This is a genomic window from Ruminococcus sp. AM31-15AC, assembly GCF_003462045.1.
Lineage (GTDB): Bacteria > Bacillota > Clostridia > Oscillospirales > Ruminococcaceae > Hominimerdicola > Hominimerdicola aceti.
This window is the reverse complement of the sequence record NZ_QTYG01000003.1, coordinates 28188-42047: the sequence shown is the minus strand read 5'-3', so window position 1 is coordinate 42047 and position 13860 is coordinate 28188. Positions and strand designations below refer to the sequence as shown.

The following is a 13860-nucleotide window of genomic DNA, read 5'->3' as shown; positions in this document are numbered from 1 at the left end:
GTATTAATATGGAAAATTGTCCAAAATGCGGTCTGCCTGTTGCCGACGGTGCAAAGTTCTGCGCTGCCTGCGGAACAAGAATGCCACAGAAGCTTATAAAGAGCAAGGTCTGCTCAGTGTGTGGAAATACACTTAATGCGGGGGCTAAGTTCTGCAACGTCTGCGGAACAGCCGTGCCGCAGGACGAAACGCCTGCCGACGAGCCTGTAGTGGACGAGAGAAATCCTGAAATGGAGTCTATCGAAGTGCCTGAGCTGCATTTTGACGATACTCCTGTGCAAAATCAGACTATTCCGCCAACGACTCCTGATATGCCGACTATGGACAGCGTTTATCTGCCAGGCAAGAGCCTGCAAAGCCTGTTCAGCCTGCACAGCCGACAGCCGAGGAAGTTGCAATGGCTTCAAGAACTGTGGAAATACCTCAGACGCCAACAGTTGCGGAAACTCCGAACGTTGCCCCACAGCCTCAGCAGCCTGAAAGAGTTCTTACACCTGAGGGCTATCAGCAGCCTGCTCAGCCTGTGAACAATGCAATGCCACAGATGAATCAGGGTGGACAGCCTATCCAGCCAAATCAGATGAATCAAATGAACGGCGTTACACCTGGAAAGGGTGCAGGCGCACTTGTGCCGATAATACTTATCATTCTTATACTTGCTGTTATCTGCGTTGACGTTTTCTGGCTTTTCAGAGATCAGATATTCGGCAAAAAGGACGAAAGCTCAAATGACTGTGCAGTGGTAACTCTCACGGACGAAACAGACTATCCTGCAAACGAAGCATTTTTCTTTGAAGAATAGAATATAATGTAAAAAGGGACGTTTCAAAGCGTCCCTTTTTTGTGTATCAACACAGTGTTTGCGTAAAAGATAAAGGCGACCCAAGGTCGCCCCTACATTTAATCTTTCATGCTCTCGATTATCTCGTTAGCTTTCTTGTAAATGACCGCAGGTTCTTCGCCTATCCTGAACTCGCCGTCCTCATAAAGCATTTTACCTGCACACATCGTAAGCTTTACGTTTTGCTTTGAACCGCTGTAAACAAGGTTTTTGCCTATGTTGTTAAGAGGCTGCATATTAGGCTGAAAAAGGTCGATAACGATAAGGTCAGCCTGCTTGCCCTCTGCGATAATGTCGCAGTCAGAAAGCTCCATTGCCTTTGCAGAACCTACAGTTGCCGCTTTCAGCACCGATTCAGCAGGGCAGGCAGAAGCATCATCGCAAGCTATCTTCTGCAAGCCTGTCATAAGGAACATTTCTCTGAACATATCAAGACAGTTGTTGCTTGCAGGGCCGTCAGTACCTATAGCGATGTTTATTCCCATATCTTGCATTTTTACGATAGGCGCAATGCCGCTTGCAAGCTTTACGTTAGAGCCTGCACAGTGAACAGCCCATACGCCCTTGTTTTTGAATATCTCAAGATCATTGTCGCTCATGTGAACGCAGTGGAAGCCTGCACCGCCAAAGTCGAAAATTCCGAAGCTGTCAAAAAGCTCAGTTGGCGTCATGCCGTATTTCTCTATGCATTCTCTTACTTCCTTTGCGGTTTCCGAGTTGTGCATTGCAACAGGCGCTTTGTATTTTGCCGCAAGTTTGCCAACGCCCTCCATAAGCTCCTTTTCGCAGGTGTATTCTGCATGGAAGCCAAGCATAAAGCTTATAAGAGGGTCAACATTGTTGTATTTCAGATAGTTGTTTTCAAGCCTTTCAAGATTAGACTTGTCACCGCTCACCGCACCGCAAAGCACAGAGCGGAAACCGCTTTCCGTGCAGGCTTTTACATAATCGTCAAGCTCAAAGTACATATCAAATGCCGCCGTACAGCCTGTTGTGAGATATTCAAGTATAGCAAGTTTCGTGAGCCAGTAAACTTTCTCTCCGTCAAGCTTTGCTTCCATTGGAAAGATCTGCTTAAAAAGCCAGTCCTGCAAAGGCATATCGTCAGCATATGATCGCAGAAAAGTCATTGCCGAGTGAGTGTGCGCATTTTTGAATGACGGCATAAGGAGATTTCCCTTGAGGTCATATTCACGTTCAAAAACCTTTCCGTCAAGCTCCTCAGCCTTAGGCTTGCCAACGAAAACTATCTTTGAGCCTTCCGTCCAGACCTCTATATCCTGCGTTTCTATGCCGTTGGCAAGGGTCATTACCCTGCCGCCGGAAAATCTTATCATGGCTCTTTATCCTCCCTTACTCTATTTCAAGAACAGCCGTCTGCTCTCCGTGGCGTGAGATAACTCTCGGCACTCTTGCAGATATTCCGCAAACTATCTCGTAGCCTATCGTCCCTGTCATTTTGCCGATATCGTCGGCGGTTATCTTTTCATTTCCCTGTGAGCCTATGAGAACAGCTTCGTCCCCTGCCTTTACGTCCTCTACCTCAGTTACATCACACATGAACTGATCCATACATATCCTGCCTGTGATAGGGCATTTCTTTCCGTTGATAAGCACATATCCCTTGTTTGAAAGCGCCCTTGGATATCCGTCTGCATAGCCTGCCGTAACAGTTGCAAGCTTTACTTTGCCGTTTGCAGTGTAAGTCCTGCCGTAGCTTACGTCAGTGCCATTGTCTATGTATTTTACCTGCGCAACAGCCGCCTTAAATTCCATAGCAGGCTTTGGCTCAAAAGGCAGAGCCTTTGCAGGGTCAGGATAAAGTCCGTAAAGTATTATTCCAAGCCTTGCAAGAGAGCTTCTCTCATTATAATAGTATACTCCGCCGGCTGAGTTGAGAAAATGCACTTTTTCAAGGTGAAGCCCCTCTGCTTCGCACTTGTCAGCAACGGCAAGTATCTTCTCCGTCTGTGCCTTTGTGTATTCCTCGTCCTGCTCTCTCAGGCTGTCAGCCACCGCATAGTGGGTGAAAATGCCCTCCAGCGCAATGTTTTCAAGCTTTGATATCTCTTTAAGCTCACCGTATATCTTGTCGGTTTCCCCGTGAAGACCTATCCTCGTCATGCCCGTGTCGATAGCGGCATGTATGCGTACCTTGCCGTCAGCGTTTTCTGAAAGTGCTTTAGCATATGAAAGCTCTGTGCAAGCCTGAATTATGTCAAGCCTTGTGAGCCACTTAGCATTCTCAGGAGGTGTGTAGCCCAAAATGAGTATCTCGCCCTTTATGCCCATATCCCTGAGCCTGTGGGCTTCGTGTATGTTGGATACCGCAAACCAGCGAATGTCCATCTCGTTTTCAAGAAACGGAACTACCCCGTTGTCAAAATGTCCGTAGCAGCTCGCCTTTACAACGCACATTATCTCTGTTTTTTCCCCTATGAGCCTGCGGTATTCTTTCAGATTGTATTCAATGCTGTCAAGATCTACCTCAGCCCATGCTCTCTTCAAAAAATCCATTTTATTTTTCTTCCCTTTCGGTTTTATAATTGTGCCTTTGCACAAAATATTTGTCATTTTCTATTGAAAAAGATAAATCAATGTGTTATAATGTTCTTATCATGGGCATTGTGTCGCCAAATCTTTCAGGAGGCTTTGATGTGAGTAATATCGTCCCCGCAGAAGAATTTTTCTGCAATCGAGATACCTCTTGCTGCTTTACAGGTCATAGGGACAGGGATCTGCCTTTCGGCGGCGATGTCCATAAGCAGGGTATGAAAAATCTCCTGAGTATGCTCGTCCTTATGATAAAGGAAGCATATAGCGAAGGCTGCCGTACTTTTATATCAGGTATGTCAAAAGGTATCGACCTGCGCTGTGCTGAGATAGTCCACAGCCTTTCGGCTCAGCCCGAATATAAGGATATGAAGCTCGTGTGCGTTCTGCCCTATGCAGGCCAGCGTACAGAGATGAAAACACCCTTGGACAGCTATACATATTCGCTTATTCTGAACTCTTGCAGTGCGGTCGTGATAACAAGCCCCAAGTATGAAAACGGCTGTTATAAAAAGCGAAACAGCTTTATGGTGGAACACTCCTCTCGTCTGATCGGGGTCATAAAAGAGAAAGCCAAAGGCTCAGGCACTTTGCAGACCATAAACATGGCAAAGCGTGCAGGCCTTACGCTGAACATCATATGCCTTGACGATAATCCTGTTTTTTATATCGACTCAGACTCAGACAGCCGTCCTATTTAGTTTACACCTAAATTGCAAATTGTTCAATAGTTTTCGAGAATTTTTCCGAAAAAGTTTATATATGAAAATATGGCGGACAGTATGCCTGCCTGTATATATTTGAAAGTAAGGAGATCAATAACATGGCTCAGACGAAAGCTCACAAGAAAAAAAGAAGATCTCAGGCTCCTATCGCTCTGGTCTACTTCATAACGATGATAATATTCCTCTTTGTTATCGGCATGCTTGCACTGTATGCCCTCAGAGAGTTTGGTGTTATCGGCAATGATGACAGCGACAGCGACGCAGGCATAAAAAGCCCGGTTTATAATACCCTTTTTGCAAGAGTGAACAGCAAGGGCGTTCTTGCAGACGCAACAGTCATAAGAGTTGCACCGGACGCAAAGAAGATAATCATAATGCCTGTTTCAGCGTTCACGGTGAGTGGAAGCCAGACAATGCGTGAGATACACGAAGAGGGCGGCATGGTGAAGCTTGAAGCAGCCGTTGCAGACACTTTCGGTATCACTATAGACAATTACGTTTCTCTCACAAATGACGCATTCGAGAATGCGGCGGATATTGTGGGCGGAATTACATATACTCCTGATGAGGAGCTTTACTATCTCTCTCAGGATAATGACGAGAACGATATCGCTATCCCAAGCGGCGATCTGACTAACCTCAGCGGTCATCAGATAAGACTTATCTGTCAGTATCCTGTTTTCAAAGAGGGCAGGAACGGTAATATGAAGTTTCTTGGAACTGCGGTGACAATGCTTATAAACAACGCTTTCCAGCAGACGAATATCACTAAGGATAATCTTGATAACTTCTATAATATATTCACCGCAAACAGTGATACCGATTGGACAAGTGCACAGTATAAGGAAGAAAAGTCGTATCTCAAGGATATGCTGGATCAGAACCTTACTCCTGCAGAAGCTCTTGTGCCGGAGGGCGAGTGGACGGACGATTCTCACTTTAAGGTGTCTGATAAGTTCAAGGAGAGCGTTCAGACAATGCTCAAAGATACTGCACCGTCAGCAGCGGAGAAGTAAAAACGTAAAGGCTGAAATTTTAACAGGGGGCGATATAACGTGAAACTTCTGGTCATAATCCTTAATAAAACAGACGTGCTTGACTATTTGCTGGAGGGACTTTCAGCAGCAGGCATAAAGGGTGCGACTATAATCGAGTCGTCAGGTATGGCAATGACCCTTTCAAGACTTGACAGCAGCTTTCTCAGCGCCTCTATCCGAGGACTTTTCAGCGGTGAAGAGGATAACAGAACTATCCTCTCAGTAATAAAAAATAATCAGCTGGATACCGCACGAAAGATAGTTTATAATACTGTGGGCGATCTATCTCAGCCCAATACGGGAATAATGTTCACCGTTCCGCTGGATTTCGTCGAGGGAACAGTGAAGAAATCCGTGGATAAAGAAAAAGCAAAACCTAAGGATATCCCTGAGGAGAATGAAAAGAACGTCAGTTGACGAAATGTTTACAGACTATTAATATAATATTTAATTCTTTTCATTAAAAACTTTTGAATGTCCTTGCAAAAAACTGTTTTGTGTGGTATAATAATCACAATAGGCTTTTAATGAAAGACTGGAACTTGACTTCCGGTCTTTTGGTTTTGTATGGGGCTTTTTTTCATGGCAAAGCCTAATGGCTTTGCTTTGGGAAGCATTAACGGAGGTGCTGTATGGAAGTAAAGAAAACTACGGTAGAAAAAGTAAGAGAGCTTGCACAGCCTATCGCAGACGAGCTTGGCTTTTTCCTTTGGGACGTAAGGTTTGAAAAGGAGGGAGCAACGTGGTACCTCAGGGTGCTTATCGACAAGGACGGCGGCATAGATATGGACGATTGCGAGGCTTTCACAAGACCGATGAACAAGGTGCTTGACGAGGCAGACCCTATAGCTCAGAGCTATGTGCTGGAGTGCGGAAGTCCCGGACTTGGCAGAGAGCTTAGAAGACCCGAGCATTTTGAGGTCTGCATAGGCGACGTTATAAGAGTAAGGCTCATAAGACCTGACGAAAACGGTGAAAAAGAATTCGTTGTGGGTCTTGTGGGATATGACAAGGATAAGATACTTTGTCAGAAGCTGGATGAGGATATGAACGGCGTGGAGAATGTAGAGTTCAAGCTTGCAGATTGTGCTTATGTAAAGCTCAATGATGACGCAGACCTGTTCTGAATGAAGAAATTTAATAAATATGGGCAAAGCCCGAATCAAGTGTGAAAGGATTGATCAGAAAATGAATAAGGAAATGACCAGCAAATTTTTTGAAGCTCTGACGGATTTGGAAAAGGAAAATAATATTGGCAGCGATATACTTATTGAGAAAATAAAATCAGGTATCGAAAAGGCTATCAAGAAGGATTATCCTTACTGCGAGAATATCAGAGTGGATATCGACCCTGTTACAGGAAAGCTCGATATAAGGATTCTCAAGGAAGTTATGGACGTTATGTATGTTGACGACCCTGACAACGAGATCTTCCTTGACGAAGCAAAGGTCTATGACCCTAACATCAAGGTGGGCGATATGGTGGAGATACCTCTCGACCCTGCAAAGTTCGGCAGAGTTGCCGCTCAGAATGCAAAGCAGTCTATCAAGCACGATATCAAGGATTTTGAAAGAGCAAGACTTATCGAGCAGTATCACGATAAGGAGCATGAGTGCGTTTCTGCCACAGTCCAGAAGGTCGAGCCTGCTACTCAGAACGCTATACTTACTATCGACAAGAACGAAGTTTATCTTGTAAGAAACGAGCAGATACCAGGCGAAACACTCAAGGCAGGAGATATCATCAAGGTATATGTTGTGGGTATCGCAAATCCTGACAGAAAGCCTTCTATCAAGATATCAAGAACTCACAGAGAGCTTGTTAAAAGACTTTTTGAGCTTGAAGTTCCTGAGATAGCAGACGGCACTGTTGAAGTAAAGGCTATTTCAAGAGTTGCAGGCGCAAGAAGCAAGATAGCGGTTTATTCAAAGGACCCTAATGTTGACGCCGTAGGCGCTTGTATCGGTCCTAGAAAGTCAAGAATAACTTCTGTTGTGAACGAGCTTAAGGGCGAGAAGATAGACGTTATCAATTGGTGCGAAGACCCTGCACAGTTTATCGCAAAGGCTCTTGCTCCGGCTGAGGTAATAAACGTTGTTCTCAGCGAAGAGGAGGGCGTAAGAGAGTGCCGTGTTACTGTTCCTGACAACCAGCTCTCACTTGCTATCGGTAATAAGGGTCAGAACGCAAAGCTTGCCGCAGGTCTGACAGGCTATAAAATAGATATCGTATCCGAAAGCTCTGCAAAGGCTGAGGCTGCCGATGATGAAAACTAAGAAGATACCAATGAGAATGTGTCTTGGGTGCGGCGAAATGAAACCCAAGAGAGAGCTTATCAGAGTGGTGAAGTCAAAAGAGGGGGATATCTCCCTTGACCTCACAGGCAAAAAATCAGGCAGAGGCGCTTATATATGCAAAAGCGTCGAATGCTTTGAAAAAGCAAGAAAAGCAAGAAAGTTTGAAAGAAGCTTTTCCTGCATGATAAGCGAGGATATATATAACAGCATGGAGGGCGAGCTTAGGGAAAATGAATAATAAAATAGGGCTTGTTACAATGTGCAGAAAAGCAGGAAAGCTTGTAATGGGTATGGATATGGTGAAGGACGCCTGCAATACAGGCAAAGCCTGCGCAGTGTTTGCGGCAATAGATTTTTCACCTAAATCTCTTAAAGAGATAAAGTTCAACTGCTACAAAAACGGGATAAAGCTTTACAGCCTTGGCATGACAATGGACGATATCCATTTTGGCCTTGGCAAAAGAACAGGCGTTATCGCTGTTTGCGAGGGAGGCTTCGCAAAGGCTTGCGCCAAAGGGCTTGAGGAGATCCCTATAGACGAAAATGAGTTTTATAGCATTTAGCATTTATTGAGGAGGTATTTTATAGCCTATGAGTATGAAAACAACTAAATATAAGCTTAGCGATATGGCTAAGGATCTGAAAGTTACAAATAACGACCTTATCGAGTGCTTGGCAAGCTCGGCGGAGAGCCAAAGAAAACACAGTCAGTGCTTACCCCTGAGGAGATCTCTTATGTTCTGGAGTATTATACACAGAACAATCAGGTGGACAGCTTTGATGCTTTCTATGCAAATAACGTAAAGCCTGCCAAGGAAGAAAAGAAGGCAGATAAGAAGCCTGTAAAGGCTGAGAAAAAGGAGAAAAAGGCTGAAAAGAAGCCTGAGCCTAAGCCGGCTCCAAAGGCGGAAGCAAAGCTTGAGCCTAAGCCTGAGCCTAAGGCAGAGCCAAAGGTGGAAAAGAAGCCGGAGGTCAAGGTCGAAACAAAACAGCCTGCACCTGAACAGAAGAAAAAGCAGCCAGCTCCACAGAAGCCTGCAAAGAAGAAAGAGCATGGCGTTCGTCAGCAGCTTGGCGGTTTTTCTGATAAGAAAGAAGCTTCAGGCGGATATACTATCTCTGAGGATAACGATTCGTTCGGCACACAGAGAACTATTGACACAAGAGGAAGCTATATAGAGCTTGATAAGTATAACGAGAAGTATGATAACCTTGCAAACTCAAAGCAGAACAAGAGCAAGGATAACTTCACAAAGAAGCAGAAGCTCACTCAGAAATCTCAGCAGAGAAAGAAACAGCAGTTCTCACATAAGAAGGAAACTGAGAGCGAAAAGCTTCGCAGACTGGAGCTTGAAAGAGCAAGAAAGCAGCAGCTCAAGGTCATGATACCTGACGAGATCGTTGTTTCAGAGCTTGCAAGCAGACTTAAAGTAACAGCTACCGAGGTCATCAAAAAGTTTATGGGTCTTGGAGTAATGGCTTCTATCAACGAGGTGGTCGACTTTGATACCGCCGCACTTGTTGCAGAAGAGCTTGGCGCAAAGGTTGAAAAGGAAGTACACGTTACAATAGAAGAAAGACTTATCGAAACTGACGAAGATCCGGAGGAGAGCCTGCAGGAAAGATGCCCTGTCGTTGTCGTTATGGGTCACGTTGACCATGGTAAGACATCTATCCTCGACAGAATAAGAAACGCTCACGTTACTGACACTGAGGCAGGCGGTATCACACAGCATATCGGTGCATATCAGGTAGAGTATGAGGGAAAGAAGATAACGTTCCTGGATACTCCGGGTCATGAAGCTTTCACAGCCATGAGAGCAAGAGGTGCGAACGTTACAGATATCGCTATCCTCGTTGTTGCCGCTGATGACGGTATCATGCCGCAGACTATCGAGTCTATCAACCACGCAAAGGCAGCGGGCGTTTCAATAATCGTTGCTATCAATAAAATGGATAAAGAGGGCGCAGACCCTGACAGAGTTAAGCAGCAGCTCACAGAGCAGTCCCTCGTTGTCGAGGAATGGGGCGGCGACGTTATCGCAGTTCCTGTTTCCGCTAAGACCGGTATGGGTATCGACGAGCTTCTTGAAAACATTCTCCTCGTTGCAGAGGTCAAGGAGCTTAAAGCTAACCCTGACAGACTTGCAAGAGGTACTGTTGTCGAGGCCAGACTTGATAAGGGCAAAGGCCCTGTTGCTACACTCCTCGTTCAGAACGGTACTTTGAAGTCAGGCGACGTTATAATCGCAGGCACTTCTGTCGGACGTATCAGAACGATGACAAACGATAAGGGCAGAAGCATTAAGGAAGCCGGCCCGTCAACACCTGTTGAGATAACAGGTCTGGGCGAAGTTCCAAGTGCAGGCGACGTTTTCAACGCAGTTGCAGACGAAAAGCTTGCAAGAGAGCTTGTTGAGCAGAGAAAGCATGAAGCTAAGGAAGAACTGTTCCAGCAGCATCAGAAGGTAACTCTCGACAACCTGTTCAGCCAGATAGCTGAGGGAGAAATGAAAGAGCTTCCTATCATCGTCAAGGCTGACGTTCAAGGCTCAGTTGAAGCCGTTAAGCAGTCACTTGAAAAGCTTTCAAATGACGAGGTCAGAGTTAAGGTTATCCACGGCGGCGTAGGCGCTGTATCTGAAAGCGACGTTATGCTCGCAAACGCTTCAAACGCTATCATCGTTGGATTTAACGTTCGTCCTGACCCTGTTGCAAAGCAGAATGCAGAGCAGAGTGGCGTTGATATCAGACTTTACAGAATAATCTATGATGCAATAGAAGAAATAACAGACGCTATGAAGGGTATGCTCGCTCCTAAGTACAGAGAGGTGGAAACAGCTCGTATCGAGGTAAGACAGGTATACAAGATATCCAATGTTGGTACTGTAGCAGGTTCTTACGTTCTTGATGGTAAGGTGGGCAGAAATAACGAGATAAGAGTCGTAAGAGACGGTATCGTTATCGCCGAGGATAAGATGTCAAGCCTTAAGAGATTTAAGGACGACGCCAAGGAAGTTGCCGCAGGCTTTGAGTGCGGCATCACTCTTGAAAAGTTCACCGATATCAAGGAGGGCGACATTTTCGAGGCGTTCTATATGGAAGAATACAGAGATTGATAATGATGCTTACGGGACGGACAGCCGCCCCGTAAGAGCATATTTAAGCAGGAGATAAAGATATTATGGCAGGTTACAGAGCAGGACGTATGTCCGAAGATATAAGAAGAATAATATCGGGCAAAATGAGAGACCTTAAAGACCCAAGGATACACGGAGGAGATATGCTCACTATCGTCCGCTGCGACGTGGCAGGCGACGGCTCATTCTGCAAAGTGTATGTTTCAAGCTTTGAGGGCTATGAAAAGGCAAAGGAAGCCGTTAAGGGCTTTGAGTCGGCAACAGGATTTCTCAAAAGAGAGATATCAAACGTGCTGAAGCTGAAAAAATGCCCTGAGCTTAAATTTATCGCAGATAATTCTATCGAGCATTCAGCAAAGATAAACAAGCTTCTTAAAGAAGTTCTGTCCGAAGAAGAAAAAGAAGAGAAAGACGGCGAAGAACAATAGAGGAGAAAGGATATTATGACATTTCAGGATATTCTTAAAATTTTTGAGGAAAATGACAATTTTCTTATTTTAACTCATAAAAGCCCCGACGGCGATACGCTTGGTTCAGGCTTTGCCCTGTGCGCTTTTCTGAGAGATATGGGGAAAAAGGCTAACGTTGTAAATTCCGACAGCTTTCCCGAAAGATATGATCTTATCTATGAGAGCTATTACCTTCAGGAATTTGATGTGAAGTACGTTATCGCAGTGGATATCGCAGACACAAATCTTCTTGGCAGCAACCTTTCAAAGTATGCCGAGGAGGGTGCGATCGACCTTTGCATCGACCACCACATCTCAAACAAGTATTTTGCAAAGCAGTCATATGTAGAAGCAGACGCTTCTGCCGCAGCACTTATAATGTATAAGATATTCAAAGCTTCAGGCAGAAAGATATCACGTCAGATAGCGAGATGCCTTTATACAGGCATTGCAACGGATACAGGCTGCTTTAAGTATGAAAACACAACTCCGCAGGCTCACATCGCCTGTGCAGAGCTTATGTCATATGGCATAGATTTTGCTTATATCAACAGAAAAATGTTTGATGTAAAAAGCAAGGGCAGACTTATGGTGGAGCAGTCCGTTACAGCGAATATGGAGTATTACTGCGGTGGCAAATGCTCTATGATAGTGCTTACAAAAGAGCTTATGGAGAAAAGCGGCGTTGACGCTGCCGAGTTCGAGGGACTTGCTTCTATACCATTGTCCGTTGAGGGCGTGAAAATAGGCATAACAGTTAAACAAAGACATGAGAACGTCTTTAAAATATCAGTAAGAAGCGACGATGAGATAGACGCTTCTGCATTCTGCCGTGAGTTTGGCGGCGGAGGACACATAAGAGCCGCAGGCTGTGAGATAACAGGAAGCCTTGAAGAAGTCAAGGCTAAGCTTCTCAAGCAAGCGGAAAAGGTCTTGGGCTGATGAGCTTGGATAACAGCAAGGATAATATCTGCGGCATTTTGCCTGTAAAAAAGCCTGAGGGCTGGACTTCTTTTGACGTTATCGCAAAGCTCAGAGGAGTTCTAAGGATAAAAAGATTGGGTCATTCAGGGACCCTTGACCCCATGGCAACAGGCGTCCTGCCTGTTTTCGTGGGCAGAGCCACGAAAGCCTGCGATATTATCCCCGACAGACGAAAGGTCTATACCGCAGGCTTTCAGCTTGGGGTAAGCACCGATACCTTAGACAGCACAGGAAAGACGTTAAAAACAAGCGACAAGGCAGTTACCAGAGCCGACCTTGAATGTGCAAAAAGCAGTTTTGTAGGCGATATCATGCAGGTGCCGCCTATGTATTCTGCAATAAAAGTGAACGGCAAAAAGCTCTATGAGCTTGCAAGAGCAGGCAAAGAAATAGAGCGTGAGCGAGAGCTGTCCATATCGACAGCATTGATATAATAGAATATGACGAAGCTTCACGCATGGGCGTAATGAAAGTTGATTGCGAAAAAGGTACTTATATACGCTCCGTTATCAGCGATATAGGTGAAAAGCTTGGCTGCGGCGGAATGATGACTTCTCTTGAGCGTTCCTATTCAGGGGGCGTCGATATAAAAGATTGCTATAACATAGAGGAGATAGCCGGAATTTGTGAGCAGGACAAGCTGTCACAAATGCTTATCCCCCTTGACAGAGCCTTTGAAAGCTACGAAAAAGCTACCCTTGGACAGTGGGAAACAAAGCTTTATAGAAACGGAGTAAAGCTCAGACCTGAGCAGACAGGGATAAAAGATCTGTCAGAGGACAAACTTTACCGTGTCTACGGCAGTGATAACAGCTTCCTCGGTATCGGCACTTTTCATGAGGGCAGTTTCAGAAGCTTCAAAAATTTCTGATAATTTGTTTTATTCGGAGGGATATTTTGACGGATATAACAAACAGCGGGTTTATCCCCGAAAAAAAGACAGTTTGCGCTCTTGGACTTTTTGACGGAGTCCACAGAGGACATCAGCTCATAATAACAACGGCTGTGAAAAAGGCTCAGAGCCTTGACGGACATTCGGCAGTTTTCTGTTTCAAGACCGACACAGTGACCTCAAAAGGTCATGACGGCAGGATAGAAATGCTTATGAGCGACGAGGAAAAGCATAAAAAAATGGCAGAGCTTGGGGTCGAAGTGCTTTTCTCACCTGATTTTGCAGAGTTCAAAGGAATGTCACCGGAGGATTTTGTGAAAAAGGTGCTGAAAGAAAGGCTCAATTGCAGCGGTGCAGTGTGCGGAAACGATTTTACATTCGGCAAAGGCGCACAGGGCAAGGCTGTTGACCTTAAAAGGCTCGGTGAAAAATATGATATAGATGTGGAAATAGTAAGTCCACTGCTCATGGGCGGTGAGGTCATAAGTTCCACTGAGATAAGACGATGCGTCCGTGAGGGCGAGATAGCCAAAGCAAACGAAATGCTGGGTTATCATTTTGGATTCTGCCTTGAAGTGGAACACGGCTTTCAGCGTGGCAGAACGTGGGATTTCCCCACGATAAATCAGCAGATACCAAAGGGCAGGGTAATGCCGAAGTTCGGCGTTTATTGCTCCGCTGTTGAAATAGACGGAAATAAGTATGCAGGCGTGACAAATATAGGCGTAAAGCCTACCGTCCATGTTGAAACAGCTCCCCTTGCAGAAACCTTCATCATGGATTATCATGGGGATCTTTACGGCAGAAAGCTAAAACTTGAACTGCATGAATTTCTCCGCCCCGAAAAAATGTTTGACAGCTTTGACAGCCTCCGTGAGGAGATAGCAAAAAACAAAGAGCAGGCGGTCAGATATTTTGAGGAAAACGGCATTTGATATTAA

17 protein-coding genes are annotated in these 13860 nt (G+C 45.2%); 15 read left to right on the top strand and 2 right to left on the bottom strand.

Features of this window, described 5'->3' with window-relative positions; all coding sequences use genetic code 11:
* Nucleotides 1–8: 8 nt before the first annotated feature.
* Together DW793_RS01525 and DW793_RS14525 are read left to right on the top strand one after the other, a co-directional pair.
* Nucleotides 9–527: a zinc ribbon domain-containing protein gene (locus DW793_RS01525; protein ID WP_118156870.1), complete on the top strand. Its 519-nt coding sequence runs from the start codon at nucleotides 9–11 to the stop codon at nucleotides 525–527.
* Between the two features lie 8 nt (nucleotides 528–535).
* Complete coding sequence (locus tag DW793_RS14525) at nucleotides 536–802, top strand: hypothetical protein (RefSeq protein ID WP_181988260.1); 267 nt, start codon at nucleotides 536–538, stop codon at nucleotides 800–802.
* 98 nt (nucleotides 803–900) lie between these two features.
* On the opposite strand, the gene DW793_RS01515 is transcribed toward DW793_RS14525, so the two are convergent.
* Together DW793_RS01515 and alr are read right to left on the bottom strand one after the other, a co-directional pair.
* A complete protein-coding gene (locus DW793_RS01515; RefSeq protein ID WP_118156868.1) occupies nucleotides 901–2178 on the bottom strand; it encodes an amidohydrolase in 1278 nt (425 codons plus the stop codon).
* Between the two features lie 16 nt (nucleotides 2179–2194).
* Nucleotides 2195–3358, bottom strand: coding sequence for an alanine racemase (gene alr, locus DW793_RS01510; RefSeq protein ID WP_118156867.1), 1164 nt, complete (start codon nucleotides 3356–3358; stop codon nucleotides 2195–2197).
* An 80-nt stretch (nucleotides 3359–3438) separates the two neighbouring features.
* Between alr and DW793_RS01505 the strand changes: the two genes are divergently transcribed.
* The 13 genes from DW793_RS01505 (at nucleotide 3439) to ribF (ending at nucleotide 13854) form a co-directional block, all read left to right on the top strand.
* Entirely contained in the window at nucleotides 3439–4095 is a 657-nt protein-coding gene (locus tag DW793_RS01505) for an SLOG family protein (protein WP_242998237.1), read from the top strand.
* Nucleotides 4096–4217: 122 nt separating this feature from the next.
* Complete coding sequence (locus DW793_RS01500) at nucleotides 4218–5135, top strand: LCP family glycopolymer transferase (protein ID WP_022287251.1); 918 nt, start codon at nucleotides 4218–4220, stop codon at nucleotides 5133–5135.
* Between the two features lie 39 nt (nucleotides 5136–5174).
* Complete coding sequence (locus tag DW793_RS01495) at nucleotides 5175–5573, top strand: hypothetical protein (protein ID WP_118156866.1); 399 nt, start codon at nucleotides 5175–5177, stop codon at nucleotides 5571–5573.
* Nucleotides 5574–5788: 215 nt separating this feature from the next.
* Nucleotides 5789–6283 carry a ribosome maturation factor RimP gene (gene rimP / locus DW793_RS01490; protein ID WP_022287253.1) on the top strand — a complete coding sequence of 165 codons (495 nt, stop codon included), beginning with the start codon at nucleotides 5789–5791 and terminating at the stop codon, nucleotides 6281–6283.
* Between the two features lie 61 nt (nucleotides 6284–6344).
* A complete protein-coding gene (gene nusA / locus DW793_RS01485; protein ID WP_022287254.1) occupies nucleotides 6345–7433 on the top strand; it encodes a transcription termination factor NusA in 1089 nt (362 codons plus the stop codon).
* Nucleotides 7423–7692 carry an RNase P modulator RnpM gene (locus DW793_RS01480; protein ID WP_038672821.1) on the top strand — a complete coding sequence of 90 codons (270 nt, stop codon included), beginning with the start codon at nucleotides 7423–7425 and terminating at the stop codon, nucleotides 7690–7692. The genes nusA and DW793_RS01480 overlap by 11 nt, the downstream gene beginning before the upstream one ends.
* Complete coding sequence (locus tag DW793_RS01475; RefSeq protein WP_117927925.1) at nucleotides 7685–8017, top strand: L7Ae/L30e/S12e/Gadd45 family ribosomal protein; 333 nt, start codon at nucleotides 7685–7687, stop codon at nucleotides 8015–8017. The genes DW793_RS01480 and DW793_RS01475 overlap by 8 nt, the downstream gene beginning before the upstream one ends.
* Nucleotides 8018–8122: 105 nt before the next feature.
* Nucleotides 8123–10573, top strand: a complete 2451-nt coding sequence (gene infB, locus DW793_RS01470; RefSeq protein WP_252969607.1) for a translation initiation factor IF-2 — start codon at nucleotides 8123–8125, stop codon at nucleotides 10571–10573.
* 65 nt (nucleotides 10574–10638) lie between these two features.
* The gene (gene rbfA, locus DW793_RS01465; protein ID WP_118156865.1) at nucleotides 10639–11022 is read left to right on the top strand and encodes a 30S ribosome-binding factor RbfA; all 384 of its coding nucleotides are present in this window, start codon (nucleotides 10639–10641) and stop codon (nucleotides 11020–11022) included.
* Nucleotides 11023–11037: 15 nt separating this feature from the next.
* Entirely contained in the window at nucleotides 11038–11985 is a 948-nt protein-coding gene (locus DW793_RS01460) for a DHH family phosphoesterase (protein ID WP_118156864.1), read from the top strand.
* A complete protein-coding gene (gene truB / locus DW793_RS14990) occupies nucleotides 11985–12461 on the top strand; it encodes a tRNA pseudouridine(55) synthase TruB (protein WP_252969606.1) in 477 nt (158 codons plus the stop codon). Before DW793_RS01460 ends, truB begins: the two co-directional genes overlap by 1 nt.
* Before the next feature lie 23 nt (nucleotides 12462–12484).
* Complete coding sequence (locus DW793_RS14985) at nucleotides 12485–12898, top strand: hypothetical protein (protein ID WP_252969605.1); 414 nt, start codon at nucleotides 12485–12487, stop codon at nucleotides 12896–12898.
* Nucleotides 12899–12924: 26 nt separating this feature from the next.
* On the top strand, nucleotides 12925–13854 hold the full coding sequence (gene ribF, locus DW793_RS01450) for a riboflavin biosynthesis protein RibF (RefSeq protein ID WP_118156863.1): 930 nt from the start codon (nucleotides 12925–12927) through the stop codon (nucleotides 13852–13854).
* Nucleotides 13855–13860: the final 6 nt, after the last annotated feature.